This is a genomic window from Salinicola halophilus, assembly GCF_003206155.1.
Taxonomy (GTDB): Bacteria; Pseudomonadota; Gammaproteobacteria; order Pseudomonadales; family Halomonadaceae; genus Salinicola; species Salinicola halophilus.
In genome coordinates, this window is the sequence record NZ_PZJV01000002.1 from 338,192 (window position 1) to 353,274 (window position 15,083).

At 65.5% G+C, this 15,083-nt stretch carries 13 protein-coding genes and 3 tRNA genes; 4 read left to right on the forward strand and 12 right to left on the reverse strand.

The window, feature by feature from the left end:
- The first annotated feature begins 104 nt into the window (after window positions 1-104).
- A complete protein-coding gene (locus tag DOM33_RS09200) occupies window positions 105-1,019 on the forward strand; it encodes a RibD family protein (protein ID WP_239495312.1) in 915 nt (304 codons plus the stop codon).
- 65 nt (window positions 1,020-1,084) lie between these two features.
- Here the strand turns inward: DOM33_RS09200 and DOM33_RS09205 are convergent, their stop codons facing one another.
- The 5 genes from DOM33_RS09205 to DOM33_RS09225 form a co-directional block, all read right to left on the reverse strand.
- The gene (locus tag DOM33_RS09205) at window positions 1,085-2,164 is read right to left on the reverse strand and encodes a lysylphosphatidylglycerol synthase transmembrane domain-containing protein (RefSeq protein ID WP_110668121.1); all 1,080 of its coding nucleotides are present in this window, start codon (window positions 2,162-2,164) and stop codon (window positions 1,085-1,087) included.
- Window positions 2,161-3,036, reverse strand: coding sequence for a class I SAM-dependent methyltransferase (locus DOM33_RS09210; RefSeq protein ID WP_110668123.1), 876 nt, complete (start codon window positions 3,034-3,036; stop codon window positions 2,161-2,163). Before DOM33_RS09210 ends, DOM33_RS09205 begins: the two co-directional genes overlap by 4 nt.
- Window positions 3,033-4,115: a glycosyltransferase family 4 protein gene (locus tag DOM33_RS09215; protein ID WP_110668124.1), complete on the reverse strand. Its 1,083-nt coding sequence runs from the start codon at window positions 4,113-4,115 to the stop codon at window positions 3,033-3,035. The genes DOM33_RS09210 and DOM33_RS09215 overlap by 4 nt, the downstream gene beginning before the upstream one ends.
- On the reverse strand, window positions 4,112-4,510 hold the full coding sequence (locus DOM33_RS09220) for a 6-pyruvoyl trahydropterin synthase family protein (RefSeq protein WP_110668127.1): 399 nt from the start codon (window positions 4,508-4,510) through the stop codon (window positions 4,112-4,114). Before DOM33_RS09220 ends, DOM33_RS09215 begins: the two co-directional genes overlap by 4 nt.
- A 218-nt stretch (window positions 4,511-4,728) precedes the next feature.
- Window positions 4,729-5,700, reverse strand: a complete 972-nt coding sequence (locus DOM33_RS09225) for a zinc-dependent alcohol dehydrogenase (RefSeq protein WP_110668129.1) — start codon at window positions 5,698-5,700, stop codon at window positions 4,729-4,731.
- Between the two features lie 272 nt (window positions 5,701-5,972).
- Here DOM33_RS09225 and DOM33_RS09230 point away from each other — a divergent pair, with 272 nt between their 5' ends.
- Together DOM33_RS09230 and DOM33_RS09235 are read left to right on the forward strand one after the other, a co-directional pair.
- A complete protein-coding gene (locus DOM33_RS09230; RefSeq protein ID WP_204352656.1) occupies window positions 5,973-6,794 on the forward strand; it encodes a CDP-alcohol phosphatidyltransferase family protein in 822 nt (273 codons plus the stop codon).
- Between the two features lie 51 nt (window positions 6,795-6,845).
- A complete protein-coding gene (locus DOM33_RS09235) occupies window positions 6,846-7,868 on the forward strand; it encodes a succinylglutamate desuccinylase/aspartoacylase family protein (RefSeq protein WP_110668131.1) in 1,023 nt (340 codons plus the stop codon).
- A gap of 8 nt (window positions 7,869-7,876) precedes the next feature.
- Here the strand turns inward: DOM33_RS09235 and dusA are convergent, their stop codons facing one another.
- Window positions 7,877-8,899: a tRNA dihydrouridine(20/20a) synthase DusA gene (dusA, locus tag DOM33_RS09240; protein ID WP_110668134.1), complete on the reverse strand. Its 1,023-nt coding sequence runs from the start codon at window positions 8,897-8,899 to the stop codon at window positions 7,877-7,879.
- A 592-nt stretch (window positions 8,900-9,491) separates the two neighbouring features.
- On the opposite strand from dusA, the gene DOM33_RS09245 reads away from it, so the two are divergent.
- Window positions 9,492-10,013, forward strand: coding sequence for a GNAT family N-acetyltransferase (locus DOM33_RS09245; RefSeq protein ID WP_110668135.1), 522 nt, complete (start codon window positions 9,492-9,494; stop codon window positions 10,011-10,013).
- Window positions 10,014-10,119: 106 nt separating this feature from the next.
- Here DOM33_RS09245 and DOM33_RS09250 read toward each other — a convergent pair whose 3' ends face one another.
- The 6 genes from DOM33_RS09250 to uvrC all read right to left on the reverse strand — a co-directional run bounded on the left by DOM33_RS09250 (window position 10,120) and on the right by uvrC (window position 14,939).
- Window positions 10,120-11,631 carry a Na+/H+ antiporter NhaC family protein gene (locus DOM33_RS09250; protein ID WP_110668137.1) on the reverse strand — a complete coding sequence of 504 codons (1,512 nt, stop codon included), beginning with the start codon at window positions 11,629-11,631 and terminating at the stop codon, window positions 10,120-10,122.
- A gap of 405 nt (window positions 11,632-12,036) precedes the next feature.
- Window positions 12,037-12,123, reverse strand: a tRNA-Leu gene (locus DOM33_RS09255).
- A gap of 65 nt (window positions 12,124-12,188) precedes the next feature.
- Window positions 12,189-12,262 (reverse strand) — tRNA-Cys (locus tag DOM33_RS09260).
- An 89-nt stretch (window positions 12,263-12,351) separates the two neighbouring features.
- A tRNA-Gly gene (locus tag DOM33_RS09265) sits at window positions 12,352-12,426 on the reverse strand.
- A 62-nt stretch (window positions 12,427-12,488) separates the two neighbouring features.
- Window positions 12,489-13,037 (reverse strand): CDP-diacylglycerol--glycerol-3-phosphate 3-phosphatidyltransferase, encoded by a 549-nt coding sequence (pgsA, locus tag DOM33_RS09270; protein WP_110668139.1) that lies wholly within the window; start codon window positions 13,035-13,037, stop codon window positions 12,489-12,491.
- Window positions 13,038-13,097: 60 nt separating this feature from the next.
- Window positions 13,098-14,939, reverse strand: coding sequence for an excinuclease ABC subunit UvrC (gene uvrC, locus DOM33_RS09275; protein WP_110668141.1), 1,842 nt, complete (start codon window positions 14,937-14,939; stop codon window positions 13,098-13,100).
- Window positions 14,940-15,083 lie beyond the last annotated feature (144 nt).

Consider the following 15,083-nt stretch of genomic DNA (forward strand, 5'->3'; position numbering starts at 1 on the left):
CGTCCCCGCGCGTACGGGTGTTCTTTTGAGCGTCTTCCGGCCCGCTGGCCGGGGAGTGATCTTTGGTAAGCTCCAGTCTCATTCGATGAATAGCGAGTCTGAGTGTGACCGAGAGCGTCGACGCCCCCGATTGCGATTCTGCCCTGAACGACCCCGGCCATACGCCCGATCTGGCGCGCGCCTGGCGCTGGATTCGCCGCGTGGCCGAGACCGTTGCCGCCGACCGCGTCGTCGGCGAGCTCGTCGATGCCGATGGCGTGCGGCTCGACGTCGACGCCGAGGGCGGCTGGCACTGCTCGATCACGCTTGCCGCCGGCGCCGCTGAACTGCTGACGATCTGGCTGCCGTGGTGCGTTGCGGACATCGCCGCCGGCCCGCAGGTCATCGCCCAGCTGGGGCAGAGTCTCGACGGACGCATCGCCACGGTCAGCGGGGCGTCGCACTACGTCACCGGGCCGGCGAGCCTGATTCATCTGCACCGGCTGCGCGCCCTGGTGGATGCGGTGGTGGTCGGCGCCGGCACGGTGGCGGCGGACGATCCGCAGCTCACGGTGCGTCACGTGGTCGGCGCCAACCCGCTGCGGGTGGTGCTCGACCCGCGTGGCCGCGTCCCCGCGGATCGCCGCGTCTTTCGCGACCCGGTCGCGCCGACCTGGCATCTGCTCGGGGGGAGTGTCGACGTGCCGGATCACGCCGATCACGTACGCGTCGAGCGACTCGATTCCACCGCCGAGGGCGTCGATCCGGCGGCGGTGATCGCGCGTCTTCACGCGGCGGGCTGCCGACGCATTCTGATCGAAGGAGGCGGGCTCACCGTCTCGCGCTTTCTTCAGGCGGGCCGGCTCGATCGGCTGCACAGCGTGGTGGCGCCGATGCTGATCGGCTCCGGCCGGCCGGCGGTGACGCTGGCGGAGATCGAAACGCTGGATCGCGCGCTGCGTCCGCGCTGCCGACGCTTCTTTCTCGGCGACGACGTGCTGTTCGATCTCGATCTGCGCCGCGCCGCCGAAAGTGACTGAGTCGCTCGCGAGCGGCGTCCCGCCCCGGCGCGTGGCGTCGATGCCATCATTGTGCGTCGCGGGGCTCATAGCGGGTCTCCCGATGTCAGCGGAGCGACGGCGCGCGCGTGCGACACGGCGTGGAACGCGGGTGCGGCGGCGGCTCGCCGGTCGCGGCCCCGGGCCAGTACCGCGAGGCCTGGCAGACTCCCCGCGAGAATCAGCAGACCATAGGTGACCGAGAGCGTCACGCCTTCCTGTGCCGGCAGTCCGGCGAGCGGCCAGAGTAGCGCGGCCGCCCCCTCGCGCACGCCCCAGCCCGCCACCGTCAGCGGGATCGCCATCGCCATCAGCAGCAGGGGAATCAGCGGCAGCAGTTCCGCCAGCGAGCGCGGCGTGCCGAGGGCCTTGGCAGCGCAGAGAAATACCGCCACGTAGGTGGCCACCACCAGCAGCGAACTGGCGAGCTGTCGCGGCCAGATCCGCGTCTCCAGCAGCGCTCGTCGAAGATCGCTGGCGACGGCGCGCAGCGCGGTCGTCGGCCTACGAGCGAGCAGTGCCACGGCGATTGCCAACACGCCGACAGCGCCGAGGACCGCCATGACGGTCGCGGACAAGGGCCAGGCCAGACTGCCCAGGGCGCCACGTAGCTCGGGCGACAGCAGAAGCGCGGTGACGGCAACGAGAAGCAGGGTGAACTGGCCCGACGCGCGCTCGATGACGACGGCGCTGACGGCGGCGCCGCGGTTCGCGCGGCGGTCGCTCTTCACGGTTTCGCCGCTGGCGGCTCGGCTTTGGGTTGAACCGTGGCGGCACGGACCGTCGCAAGCGTCGTTGTCGGCAGCGTCGCTGGCGTGACGCCAGGCGCGGGTGGCATCACCCAGGATGCCGCCCGGCAGCACCTGATTGAGAAAGGTGGCGAGATAGTACTCGCGGATCGCGCGCCTCCAGCGCAGGGCGATGCCCAGCTGGTGGGCAGTGAGACGCCAGCGAAAGGCCGACACCACGACTTGCGGCACGGCGAGCAGTACGCCGAGGAGTGCCCACCCCGGCGACAAGTCTTTGAGCTGCGAGAGCAGCTCGCGAGTGTCGAGCTGCCAGGCGAGCACGCCGAGTAGCGCCGCCGTGCAGGCGAGACGCAGCGTCGCGGCGAGCCGGCGATTCACGCGGGGCTACCTTGCGGCAGCGCGACGATGTCGCGATGGCCGACGCTCAGGCTCGCCTCTCCTCGGCGTAGCTGCGCGAGACGCGTGGCGTACCAGCGGTCGATCCGCTCCCGCCACTCGGGCGCCTGTTCGTGGAGCGCCTGCTGCCAGCCCGCCATCAGCGCCTCGATAAGGGGCAGCGAGTCGGCGTCGAGCCGCCACGGCGAGGGCGATTCGACGACCCGGTAGCCGCGCCGCTCGAAGGCATCGCGCAGCGTCATCGGCGCATCAATCCCCAGCGCGGCGCCGGTGCCCTTGTCGCGACGCTGGTGCGACTCGTAGAGCGCGAGCACGAAGCGATCCTCGTCGTCCTCGAGGAGATCGCCTGCCGGGTCGTGAAAGCGGATCTCGCCGTCGACGCTGAGCGCGAAGAGCGCGGCGCAGTCGGCATCGACGCAGGCGGCGGCGAGGGCATCGACGTCATCGGCGGTGAGCAGGTCGAACAGCGCCGAGGCGGTGACCAGATCGGCCCCCGCGAACCCGCGCGCGATCGTCTCGGCGAGGGTGGCCCGCTGTGTGTCGAGCCGGACGCTGTCACCGTCGCCGCCCTCGAGCCTCACGCACCGCTCGCGGGCGCGCTCGAGCAGCGCAGGGTCGTGATCGATCAGCTGCCACTGCTGCGCCGCGGGGAGCCGCGGGGCGAGATAGCGAACGTTCGAGCCGCTGCCGCAGCCGAGATCGACCAGATGTGGGCCGGGGCGTGCCGAGACGGCGACTCGCTTGGCGAGCCAGTCGGCGGCGAGGTGGGTCGGTTCGGCGTGACGCGCGCGGTGGTCGGCGCTTTCGCGAAGCGCCAGCCAGTCGTCACTGAAGTGCGTATCGGCGGCGGTCATGACTTCGCCCCCGATGTCTGGGCATGGCGCGTCGCAAGCGGGGCGTCCAGCGCGCGGGCGAAGGCGGCGCTGGCCGTCGTCCAGTCGTTGAGGTCGTCGCGGGCCTGCCGGGCCCCGTCGCGGTAGCGGCGGTAGCTTTCGGCGTCTTCCAGCATGCGGCGCAGAGCCTCGCGTAGCGCGACGACGTCCCCCGGCGGCACCTTGATGCCGGCCGTGTCGGGCAGCGTGTGCGACAGCGCGCCGCCGGTGGTGGTGACGACGGGCAGGCCGTGGGCGAGCGCTTCGGTGATCACCATGCCATAACCCTCGTAGTGCGAGGGGAGTACGAAGAGATCGGCATCGCGGTAGTATGCGCCGAGCGATTCGCTCGGCACGCCGCCCAGCAGGTGAATCCGCTCGCCGAGGCCGTGACGTTCGATGCGCGCGGTGACGTCGGCGACGAAGGCGTCGGCGCGGTCCAGCCCGCCGATCAGCTCGCACTGCCAGGGCAGATCGGTGAGCTCGGCGAGGGCGTCGACGAGCAGGTCCTGCCCCTTGCGCGGGGTGAGCGTGGCGACGCAGAGCAGCCGAGTTACGCCGTCTCCCGCGCCGGTGGCCAGTTCGCTCGGGGCGACGCCGGGCTCGATGACGAAGCGCTTCTCGGCGGGCACGTCGAAATCCGCCAGGCGATGGGCGGTATAGACGCTGGTCACGATGACCCGCTCGACGGCGGCCAGTGCGCGGGTTTCGCTGATGCGAAAGCGCTGCTGCTGGGCGGCGTCGAGTCCGGTCTCGTCGGCCAGCGGATGGTGGATCAGCGCGGTGATCGGTAGCCGCGAGGCGTGGCGCTCGACGATCGCCGGCAGCCCGCTCATGGCGAGCCCGTCGATCACCACGCGGGCGCCGTCGGGCAGGGCGGTCAGGGCGCTATCCAGCGCGTGGGAAGCGACGGCATCGGGCTCGGGAAAGCGGCCGGCAAGGCCGACGACGTCCACATCCCAGCCCTCGGCCCCGAGCCCCTGCGCAACCCGCGCATCGTAGCGGTAGCCGCCGGTGAGCTGGTCGGGGTCGCCGGCGACGATCAGCGTCAGTGCTTTCATAGCGCCCCTTCGTAACTCGCCCACGCAATATGCGACTCGTGCAGCGTCACGTTCATGGCGGTGAGGTGGCGGGCGCCTTCGCCCAGCTCACCCTCACGGATGGCGTGAGAGAGGCGATCGAAGACCACCTTCGCCATGAACTCCGTGGTGGTGTTGCGGCCCTCGAACTCGGTCGCGTCGTCGAGATTGGTCAGCGTGAATTCGCCGAGCACTGTCTTGAGCGTGTCGCTGGCAAGGCCGATATCGACGACCAGATCGTCCTGGTCGAGCTCGGGTCGCTTGAAGGTGACGTCGACGACGTAGGTGGCGCCGTGGAGCTTCTGCGCCGGGCCGAAGGTTTCACTGTTGAAGCTGTGGGCGATCATCATGTGATCGCGAACGGTGAGGCTGAACATTCCCTGTCTCCTGACGGTTCTCGTAGGGGCGCTTGCGAAACGTTGCGCTGCACGACACGTGAGGCGTGACGCATGACGCTCGTCGTTTCGAGGGTATCCCATCGTGGCGCTGGCGGCATCGTGGCCGTCGAATCACCGAGACCTGACGCGGTTCGATTACTCTCGGGGCGCGCTCTCGGCTATCCATGGCAACTCGCAATTCAACGGGTTACGCGACGTCAGCTGTAGCGGATGCGCTCGCACAGCGTGGCGTCGTCCTCCCGGGTGAGCCGCTCGAAGGTCGCTGGCAGATCGCGAAAATGGCTCTCGCCACTGATGAGCACATCCAGGGCGTCATCGCTGAGCAGCGACAGCGCCAAGGTCAGGCGGCGCTTGTGGTCCCAGCGCGGACGGTGCCCGGGTGAGACGCTACCGACCTGGCTCGAGCGCAGCGTCAGGCGGTTGGCATGAAAGGCTTCGCCCAGCGGCACCGAGACCGGACGACTGCCGTACCAGCTGAGTTCCAGCACGGTTGCCTCGAAGCCGGCGATGCGCAGCGCCGTGGCAAGCCCGGCGTCGCTGGCGCTGGCGTGGATGACCAGATCCTGCTCGGCGGCGGCGTCTTCCGGGGTGCGAAAATCGACGCCCAGCGCTTCGCCGAGTGGTGGCTTGCGCGCGTCGATGTCGATCAGCTGAACCGTCGTGCCGGGGATGCGCCCGCAGAGCCAGGCGACCAGCGCGCCGACGACGCCGGCGCCGACCACGCTGATGCGATCGCCCACGCCCGGCGCGGCGTCCCACAGCGCGTTGAGCGCGGTTTCCATGTTGGCGCCGAGCACCGCTCGGTGGGGGGCCACGTTGGCGGGGAGCGGAATTACCGCCTCCGCGGGCACGCAGTAGTGGGTCTGGTGCGGGTAGAGACAGTAGACGTAGCGGCCATGCCAGTCGTGGGCGCCCTGTTCGACGACGCCGACGTTGGAGTAGCCGTACTTCACCGGCCCCGGGAACTCACCGCTCTGGAAGGGGGCGCGCATGCGCTGATATTCGCTCGGCGGGACGCCGCCGTTAAAGACCAGCGACTCGCTGCCGCGGCTGATCGCGGTGTAGCAGGTGCGGATCATCAACTCGCCGGTGCAGTCGAGCTCGGCCTGGCGGATCTCGCCGCGGCCGTCACCGAGGGACCAGAAGGCGTGCGTGGAGGGCGTCGTCATGCAGGCTCCTTGTGGGATCGAAGGCGTCGGCGCCGAGGCCGCCAGGACCTCGGCGTGTGTCGGGCGCTTTCATCGAGTATGGCAGAGTCCGGCGCGGTGGCGGCAGGCGCGGCGGGATTCGCGAGATGACAGTCTCGCGTCCAGACTGAAGGCGTCGGCACGCTCGCGCCGCACGGCAGCGTCAGCCGCGGCGAGAGTACGGGAACCGGGCGAGCCGAGACGGCGCCACTGGCGCCACGACGCGCACTTCACGCCGGAGAAAAGGAGGCAGCATGCGTACATCGACACGTGTTCGCGCGACGCGAATGAATCGTCAGCGAACGCTGCCGCGACCGGGTGAGGTCAGCGCTCGCCGGACGGACACCCGGCCGAGGGATGGCCGTCGCACCGGCTGGCTCGAGCTCGTCGCCGGGCTGGCGCTGGTCGCGATCATGACCGAGTGGGTGCACTGGGCGTTCTCCGCGCCCGGCGGGCTGCGTTTTACGGCGGGTGGCGTCTACGTCGCGATCGCCACCGGGGTGCTCTGGGCGTTGCCGGCGGCGAGGGGCGGTCTAGGCTGGGCCAACCGGGTGACGCTGCTTCGCGCCACCTTCATTGCCGTGGTCGCCGGGCTGGTGGTCTATCCCGATTTCGTTCAGCGCCACGCCGAAGGGGTGGCGTCACTGGCACTGCTCTCGCTACTGCTGGACGGTATCGACGGCTGGGTGGCCCGACGCACGGGGTCGGCTTCGGCATTCGGTGCGCGTTTCGACATGGAGCTCGACGCCTTCTTCATCATCGTGCTCTGCGCCGCGCTGATCGCGCTGGACAAGGTCGGCGGCTGGGTGATCGTGCTGGGTCTGGCGCGCTATCTGTTCGTTTTCGCCGGGATGTACTGGCCGTGGCTGCATCGCGAGCTGCCGCCGAGTCTCTTTCGCAAGACGGCCTGCGTCTGGCAGGTCTCAACGCTGCTGGCGTGCCTGCTGCCGTTCATCTCGGCGAGCTGGGCGAGCCTGTTTTGTCTGGTCGCCGCGGTCCTTCTAGGAGTATCGTTCGGTCGCGACATCGTGTGGCTGCGCCGACATCGGGCAGCACCGACGGCGCCCGAGCTCTGAGCTGCGCTTGCGCCGGCCGGAGCGTGACGTTTCTCTTCGATAGGAGGTGGCATGGCGCGGGAGGCTTTCACGATCGCGGGGACGCACGTCGACCCCGGCACACGGCGACAGATCGACGTCCCGGTTGCCCGGCTCTACACCCACACGCCGCTGCACATTCCGGTGGAGATCGTCCATGGACGCCAGCCCGGGCCGACGCTGCTGGTGTGCGGAGCGATCCATGGCGACGAACTCAACGGCGTGGAGATCGTGCGTCGGTTGCTGCGCTCTCGCGGTATCGCGCGGCTCCGCGGGACGCTGATCGCGGTACCGGTGGTCAACATCTTCGGTTTCCTGCAGCAGTCGCGCTATCTGCCGGATCGACGAGACTTGAATCGCAGCTTCCCCGGCAGCGCCAACGGCTCGCTGGGTTCACGCATCGCGGCGCTGCTGCGCGAGGAGATGGTCGATCGCGCGACCCACATCATCGATCTCCACACCGGTGCCATCCACCGTACCAACCTGCCGCAGATTCGCTCGCAGCTCGAGGAGAACGAGGAAACGCGCGCAATGGCCGAGGCCTTCGGGGTGCCGGTGATTCTCAACGCGGAGCTTCGCGAGGGCAGCCTGCGCGCCTACGCCCAGAGCCGCGGCGTACCGGTGCTGACCTATGAGGCGGGAGAGGCGCTGCGCTTCGACGAGTGGGCGATCGCGCCGGGCGTGCGCGGCATTCGCCGGGTGATGCGCCTGATCGGCATGCTGCCCTCGGACGGCCGTCGTCGAGCACCGCCGGCGGCGGAGATCGCCAACGGCTCGAGCTGGGCAAGGGCATCGATCGACGGCATTCTGCGCCCGCGGGTCGCGCTGGGGGCGAGGGTCGCGGCAGGGGAGGTGCTGGGCGTGGTCGCCGACCCCTTCGGCGACGACGAAGCGGAGGTGAAGGCCAGCGCCGACGGCATCGTCATCGGCATGAGCAATCTGCCACTCGCCAACGAGGGGGAGGCGCTCTTTCACGTCGCACGCTTCGATGAGATCGACGACATCGAGAGTGCGGTCGAGGACTTTCAGTCGCGCTACGACACGCCGTCCAGCTAAGTCGCCGATCAGGCCGACTGGCGCAGGCGCGTTTCATCGACTCGCCCGACCGCATCGTCGAATACCGCAATACCCGCACCTTCGCGGTGGGCATTCTCGGAAAGGTGTCGGCGGAACTGACGCCCGCCGGGACAGCCCTGGAAGAGCCCCAGTAGATGGCGGGTGACGTGGTTGAGCTTCGCCCCCTCGGCCAGGCGCTCGATCAGATAGGGCCGAAACGCCCGTGCCGCGTCGTGACGCGTCGCCACCGGGTTGGGCTGGCCGTAGATCGCGCGATCGACGTCGGCGAGTAGCCACGGATTCTGATACGCCTCGCGGCCGACCATCACGCTATCGACCTGTTCGAGATGGTCGAGCGTGGCCGGCAGCGTCTTGATGCCGCCATTGATGCCGATATGCAGCTCGGGGTGCTGCGCCTTGAGCCGGTAGACGCGCCCATAGTTCAGCGGCGGCACGTCGCGATTCGCCTTGGGCGAAAGCCCCTGCAGCCACGCCTTGCGCGCGTGCACGATAAACGTGTCGCAGCCCGCCGCCGCCACCAGGTCGATGAAGCGCTCGAGATCCGCGTCCTCGTCCTGATCGTCGATGCCGATCCGACACTTCACCGTCACCGGAATCGATACCGCCGCGCGCATCGCCGTCACCGCCGCGGCCACCTTCTCGGGATATTCCATCAGGCAGGCACCGATGAGGTTGTTCTGCACGCGATCGCTCGGGCAGCCGACGTTGAGATTGACCTCGTCGTAACCCCATTCCTGCGCAATTGCCGCACACTCGGCCAGCTCCCCCGCGTCGCTGCCGCCGAGCTGCAGCGCCAGCGGATGCTCCACCTCGCTGAAGCCCAGAAACCGCTTCCGCGGCGAGCCGTGAAGAATCGCCCCCGTCGTTACCATCTCGGTATAGAGCAGCGTCTCGCGGGTGAGGCAGCGAGCGAACGCGCGGTAGTCACGGGTCGTCCACTCCATCATCGGGGCGACGGAGAACGTTCTATCGAGGTTGCGAGAATCGGATACGGAAGAATCGAGAGTCATGAGGCAGCGGGGCCGGCCGGCCGGTCGGATGAGAAGGGCGCGGAGTGTCGCATATTTCCGGGGGCGGTGCATGACGCCAGCCGTCTACCGCCGTCCCCACCCGTCGGTGCGATTCCCGGCTTTATGAGTAATGCGGGTTTTGTTGAATCGGCAGCGTCATGTCCATCGCGATTAAGCTAACAGAAGATATCGCAGGCGTGTCCTATCGCCTCGATTAGACGGCAATCAGAGATCGTGCACTCGCATTGCAGCGCTGCGGATGACAGCTCGCTGGAGGTCTTGTTGGAGAGGCAGGACATCGCCGATGCGAGCTTGATCGTTACATACGTTCAAAGCGGATCCTGAGGTCAATGGAATCATCGGACGGCACCTGTGGCAGTACCGCGCCAAGTAGATTGCTTCTTTTACTATCAAGTCAATTGCACTCGATGACGCGGCACCTGAGTTATTAAAGAACCACGCGACCGGTGCTTCGCTGGAGGCATATTTTATGCCGGAGAGTTTTTGCTGGAGAGTTCTTGCTGGCGCTAGTGCCGATGGAGTCGAATCGATGCCAACTATGAAATCGTTGTGAAGCAAAGCGGGGAAAGTCATGGACTACGAGACAGAGCGCCTGAGGCTTCGTGCGCCCGTGGCATCGGACGCGGCGACGGTATTCAGGGTCTATGGGGACCCTGTTACCAATCAGTTCAACCCGGCAGGGCCCCATGCCAATCCGCACGTCTCCGAGCGAGTCCTGCAAGGATGGCTCGATCACTGGCGCGACTATGGGTTTGGGATCTGGGCCGTGGTCGAGCGCGCGATGCCCGAACGTGTTATCGGTTTCGGTGGGCTGGGTTGGCTCGAAAAAGAAGGCCTTGGCAGCGTCTTGAATCTTGGTTATCGCTTTGCCCCCTCAGCATGGGGGCGAGGCTTCGCGACCGAGCTGGGTCGCGGCGCCGTCGAGTACGCTCGAGAGCGGCTCGACGGCGAGGCACTATTCGGTCTGGTGCGCGGCGATCACGAGAAGTCGATTCGCGTTCTGGAGAAACTCGGTTTCGCGCACTTCGGTTTTCTGGACGATGTGCCCGACGCGGCGCCCAGTCTGGTGCTTCGACTGCCACTGCATCGCTAAAACTTTGGGGAAACAAGAAATCCCAACACACGGCGACGCCAGATGGGGCCTTTCGTGGGTCGATGAAGCGCGGGTCATCGCCACTTTCGATGCCCGCGCCACCTGCTTATCGTGCCCTCGTCAATAGTTTGAAAGCTACCGCCTGAACGACGAGTCCGATAGCGAGCAGGAGATAGGGCGAGTGGACGATGATCGAGCCGAGATAGAGTAGGACGCTAACGGCGGCTGGCACCATGGCGTAGGGGATCTGGGTCTTCACGTGGGCAATGTGGTCGGAGCCGGCGAAGATCGAGGCCATCACGGTGGTGTCAGAGATCGGCGAGCAGTGGTCGCCGAAGATCGACCCCGAGAAGATGGCGCCGATGGCCATGCTGACCAGCGTCATGTCACCGAGGTTGAAGGCTAAGGGGACGCCGATCGGAGTGAGGATCGCCATTGCCCCCCATGAGCTGCCGGTTGAGAACGAAATCACCATGGCAATGATGAAGATCAGAACGGGCAGCAGTGCTGGCGACAGCCAGGATTCGGTAGCGGCGATGACGTGATCGCCGGTTTCGAGCGCGCCGGTCACGGTACCGATGGTCCAGGCTAGCACCATGATGACCAGCGCCGGCAGCATGGTTTTGAAGCCGGCGAGCAGAGTGTTTTCGCAGGCCTCCAGCGATTGGCGCTGCAGTAGAGCCATGATCATACCGGTGACGACCATGGCGAAGGCGGCCCAGCTCAGAGAGACGCTGACGTCGGTATCGGCGATTGCATCCATCAGTGGCTTGCCTTCACTCCCCCCGCCGGTGAACCAGAGCGCCCAGCAGGCCACACCGATCAGCACGACCAGTGGCAATAGAAAGTTCCAGACTCGGCCGCGCCCCTCGGGCACCTCGCCGAGATCTTCTTCCACGCTCGAGAGCGGGCTGTCGCCCTCGGCGACCAGTTGTCCGCTCTCCTTGGCTCGTCGCTCCGCGAGTTTCATCGGGCCGAAATCGCCCATGAACAGCAGCATGGGAACGGAGGCGAGACAGAGCCAGGCGTAGAAGTTCCAGGGAAGCGACAGGATGAAGGTCCAGTAGGGCTGCTCGGTGGTCAGGCTGAGAACCGCGAAGGCACCAGCGATCAGCGAGACCTGGTAGCCGATCCAGTCGGAGACGGGCCCGATGGTCGCCATCGGTGCTGAGGTGGCATCGATGACCCAGGCGAGCTTCTCTCGCGAAACGCCCTGGCGGGCGGTGAGGTCGCGGGTAGCGTTGCCCACGATCACGGAGTTCACGTAGTCGTTGAAAAAGATCACCATGCCGAGAAGCCAGGTCAGCAGTAGCGAACCACGCGATGTCGATACCCGCCTGCCGAGCCAGCGCGACAGTGCCTGTGAGCCGCCGGTAGCGTGCATGAAGGCGGCGCCGGCGCCCAGCAGTGAAACCAAGACGAGAAAACGGGCGTTCCACTCGTCAGTCATCACGGTGGCGAACCAGTCGAACGTCTGCGCGACGGCTTGGAGTGGATTGCCCGCCACCAGCCAGGCGCCCAGCAGGATGCTGAGAAACAGCGAGATATTGACTCTGCGTGTGAGTAGGGCCAGCACGACGGCCGCAATGGGGGGTAGTAGCGAGACGAGAACTTCCATGTGACGCTCCTCAAAACCTTTCTACCTATCGATCTCTATCGATAGGTTGGCCATTGTTGTAAGAACGCTAATGGTTCTAACAGCTTTGGCGGTCGAGCGTCGATTCGACGTTGATTGACCGACGTTTCCGGGTCAGCCGATGGCAATCAATGGTAAGGCTCAACGGCGAGGAACGTCGGAACGAAGCCAATCGGCGGTGGCGCAATCGCACGAAAGGGAGGGGAAGAAGAGTGCGGCGTTGGGCCGTGGTACATGAACCCTAACGGATTCTCGGAGCGGTAGAGGTCGATTATCGTGCAACGAATTGCCGGCGAAGTCGCTTCGAGGAGTGAGAATACGGTTCGGAAGGGAATGAACACCTCAGAATGGTGTTCCTTCAGGAACTGTGGTCACGCCCCAGAGCTATGGTGCCCGGAGTCGGACTCGAACCGACACGGCCTAAAGGCCGAGGGATTTTAAATCCCTTGCGTCTACCGATTTCGCCATCCGGGCCGGCAATCTGGGAGTACTGATACTTGGGAGAGATTGAACCGGAGCGGTTCGTGTCTTGCGAGGGGTGGAGGCTGGAGTCGGAATCGAACCGGCGTACACGGAGTTGCAGTCCGCTGCATAACCACTCTGCCATCCAGCCATCGAGTTGTGGAGCGGGAAAGGAGATTAGACCGGGCTGGCGTTCCAGCTCGCTACCCTACCTTTCATTTTCCTTCACTCGTTGAGTTGTGGAGCGGGAAAGGAGATTCGAACTCCCGACCCTCGCCTTGGCAAGGCGATGCTCTACCACTGAGCTATTCCCGCTCAACTCGAGGACGTATTATAGGGATAAATCCGTAGGTGTCAAACGCTTATGGGAAATTCCTTCACAGCGAGCGGGTCAGTTCCGGCCAGGCGGCACGCAGGTACTGAATCATCGACCATAGCGTGAGGACGGCCGCGGCGTAGAGCAGTACGACACCCAGACTCGCCAGCGGCGAAGTGGGCGGAAAGCCGAGCAGAATCAGCAGAGCAATCATCTGTAGCGTGGTCTTGGACTTGCCGATCCAGGAGACTGCCACACTCTTGCGCTGACCGATTTCGGCCATCCACTCCCGCAGGGCGGAAATGACGATTTCGCGACCGATGATCACCAGCGCCGGCAGCGTCAGCCAGAAGACTTCGTAGCGCTCGATGAGTAGCGCCAAGGCGACTCCGACCATGACCTTGTCGGCGACCGGATCGAGGAAGGCACCGAATGGGGTGCTCTGATTCCACTTGCGAGCGAGATAGCCGTCCAACCAGTCAGTGACGGCGGCGACGCCGAACAGCGCCGCGGTCACCGGCAGGCTCCAGGCGTAGGGCAAGTAGAACAGCACCACGAGCAACGGAATGATGAAGATTCTTGCCAGGGTGAGCATGTTGGGAATGTTCATCGAGCCGCTAGCGTCCTTACCGGTATTTGAAGCCGAGCATTTTACGCTCGGCAGTAGCGCTCATCCATGCAGCGCTTGATGAATGGTACCTGCCATCTGCTCGTTGATGCCCGGCACACGAGCCAGATCGTCCCGCGTCGCTTTTCGCACGCCCTGTAGACCGCCGAAGAAGCGAAGTAGTTCGCGCCGACGCTTGGGACCGACGCCCGGAATGTCCTGCAGCGTCGAGGTACGACGCTGCTTGTCCCGACGCTGACGGTGGCCGGTGATCGCGAAGCGGTGAGCCTCATCGCGGATATGCTGGAGCAGATGCAGCGCCGGTGAGCTGGTGTCGAGGTCGAGGGTCCGATCGATGGTCTCGATGAACAGCGTCTCCAGACCTGCCTTTCGGGTCGTTCCCTTGGCAACGCCGATCAGCGTAACACCGATGACCTCCAGCTCGGCCATCACTTCACGCGCCATGTTCAGCTGGCCTTTGCCGCCGTCGACGATGAGGATGTCGGGCAGCTTGCCTTCGCCCTTTTGCAGTCGCTTGAAGCGCCGGGTCAGCGCCTGGCGCATGGCTGCGTAATCATCGCCGGGGGCGATGTCTTCGATGTTGAATCGCCGATAGTCGGACTTTACCGGGCCTTCGTGGTCGAACACCACGCAGGAAGCGACCGTGGCTTCGCCTTGGCTATGGCTGATGTCGAAACATTCGAGTCGGGCCGGGGCCTCTTCGATGTCGAGGGCCTGGCGCAGCGAATCGAAGCGCTTGCTCAGTTGGCTGCGGTTGGCGAGCTGCGTCGCCAGATGTTGCTCGGCATTGGTGATCGCCAGACGTTTCCACTGGGCACGATGGCCACGCACCTGCGAAGCGAGACGTACCTTGTGTCCGGCACGCTCTTGCAGTGCGGCCTGGAGTACGTCGCCATCGCTCAGGGCATGGGAAGTAATGACTTCCTGCGGGACCTCCTTGGACTGGCCGAGATAGAACTGGCTGACGAACTCCGTCAGGAGATCGCCCGCGCCGAGATCCAGACCGTTGTCCGGCTGCTGATGGCGGGCGCCGAGCATTCGGCCTTGTCGAATCGCCAGCACGCTGATGCAGAGCCCGCCGGGCTGCTCGGCGAGGGCGAAGATATCGGCGTCGCCCTCGGCGTTGTCGACGAACTGCTTCTCCTGCAGCCGACGAATCTGCTGGACCTGATCGCGAAGGCGCGCTGCCTCTTCGAAGTCGAGAGACTGGCTCGCCCGCTCCATCGCCTGGGTCAGCTGTTCGGTCACCTGCTCGTTGCGTCCCTCGAGGCACATCATGGCGTGCTCGATGTCGCGCTGATAATCCTCTTTGCTGATGTAGTCCACGCAAGGGGCGCTGCAGCGCTTGATCTGATACTGCAGGCAGGGGCGATGACGATGCGCGAAGACGCTGTCCTCACAGTTGCGAATCCGGAAGATCTTCTGCATCAGCGAGAGGCTCTCGCGCACCGCCGTCGAGCTCGGATAAGGCCCGAGATAGCGTCCGTCGCGACGCTTTTGACGCACGCGTTTGAACTCCAGCGCCGGGTAGGAGTGGCGGTCGGAGACGAAGACGTACGGATAGGACTTATCGTCGCGCAGCAGAATGTTGTAGGGCGGACGAATATCCTTGATCAGCGTCTGCTCGAGCAGCAGCGCTTCGGTTTCCGTGCGAGTGATCGTCACCTGAATGTCTTGGATTCGAGAGACGAGTGCCTGCGTCTTGGTATTCAGCGCGCCGCGAAAATAGCTGGCGAGTCTCGCCTTGAGCCGTTTCGCCTTACCCACGTACAGCACGTTGGCGTGCTCGTCGAGCATGCGGTAAACGCCGGGCGACTCGGAGACGGTCTTGAGAAAATGCTTGGCGTCGAAGGACGCGGGGGTATCAATCGGGGTGTCGCTCATGGCGGTAAGTATATCAAAATCCTGCCGATACGCCGGAAAAACGGCGGGGCGACGAAGGCCACTTCGCTGCGGTCGATACGGAGCGAGCCGCAGGGCGATGACGTCATCAGTGGCGCGCGCCTTGCCGTCGTTCCCTTCGCGTCA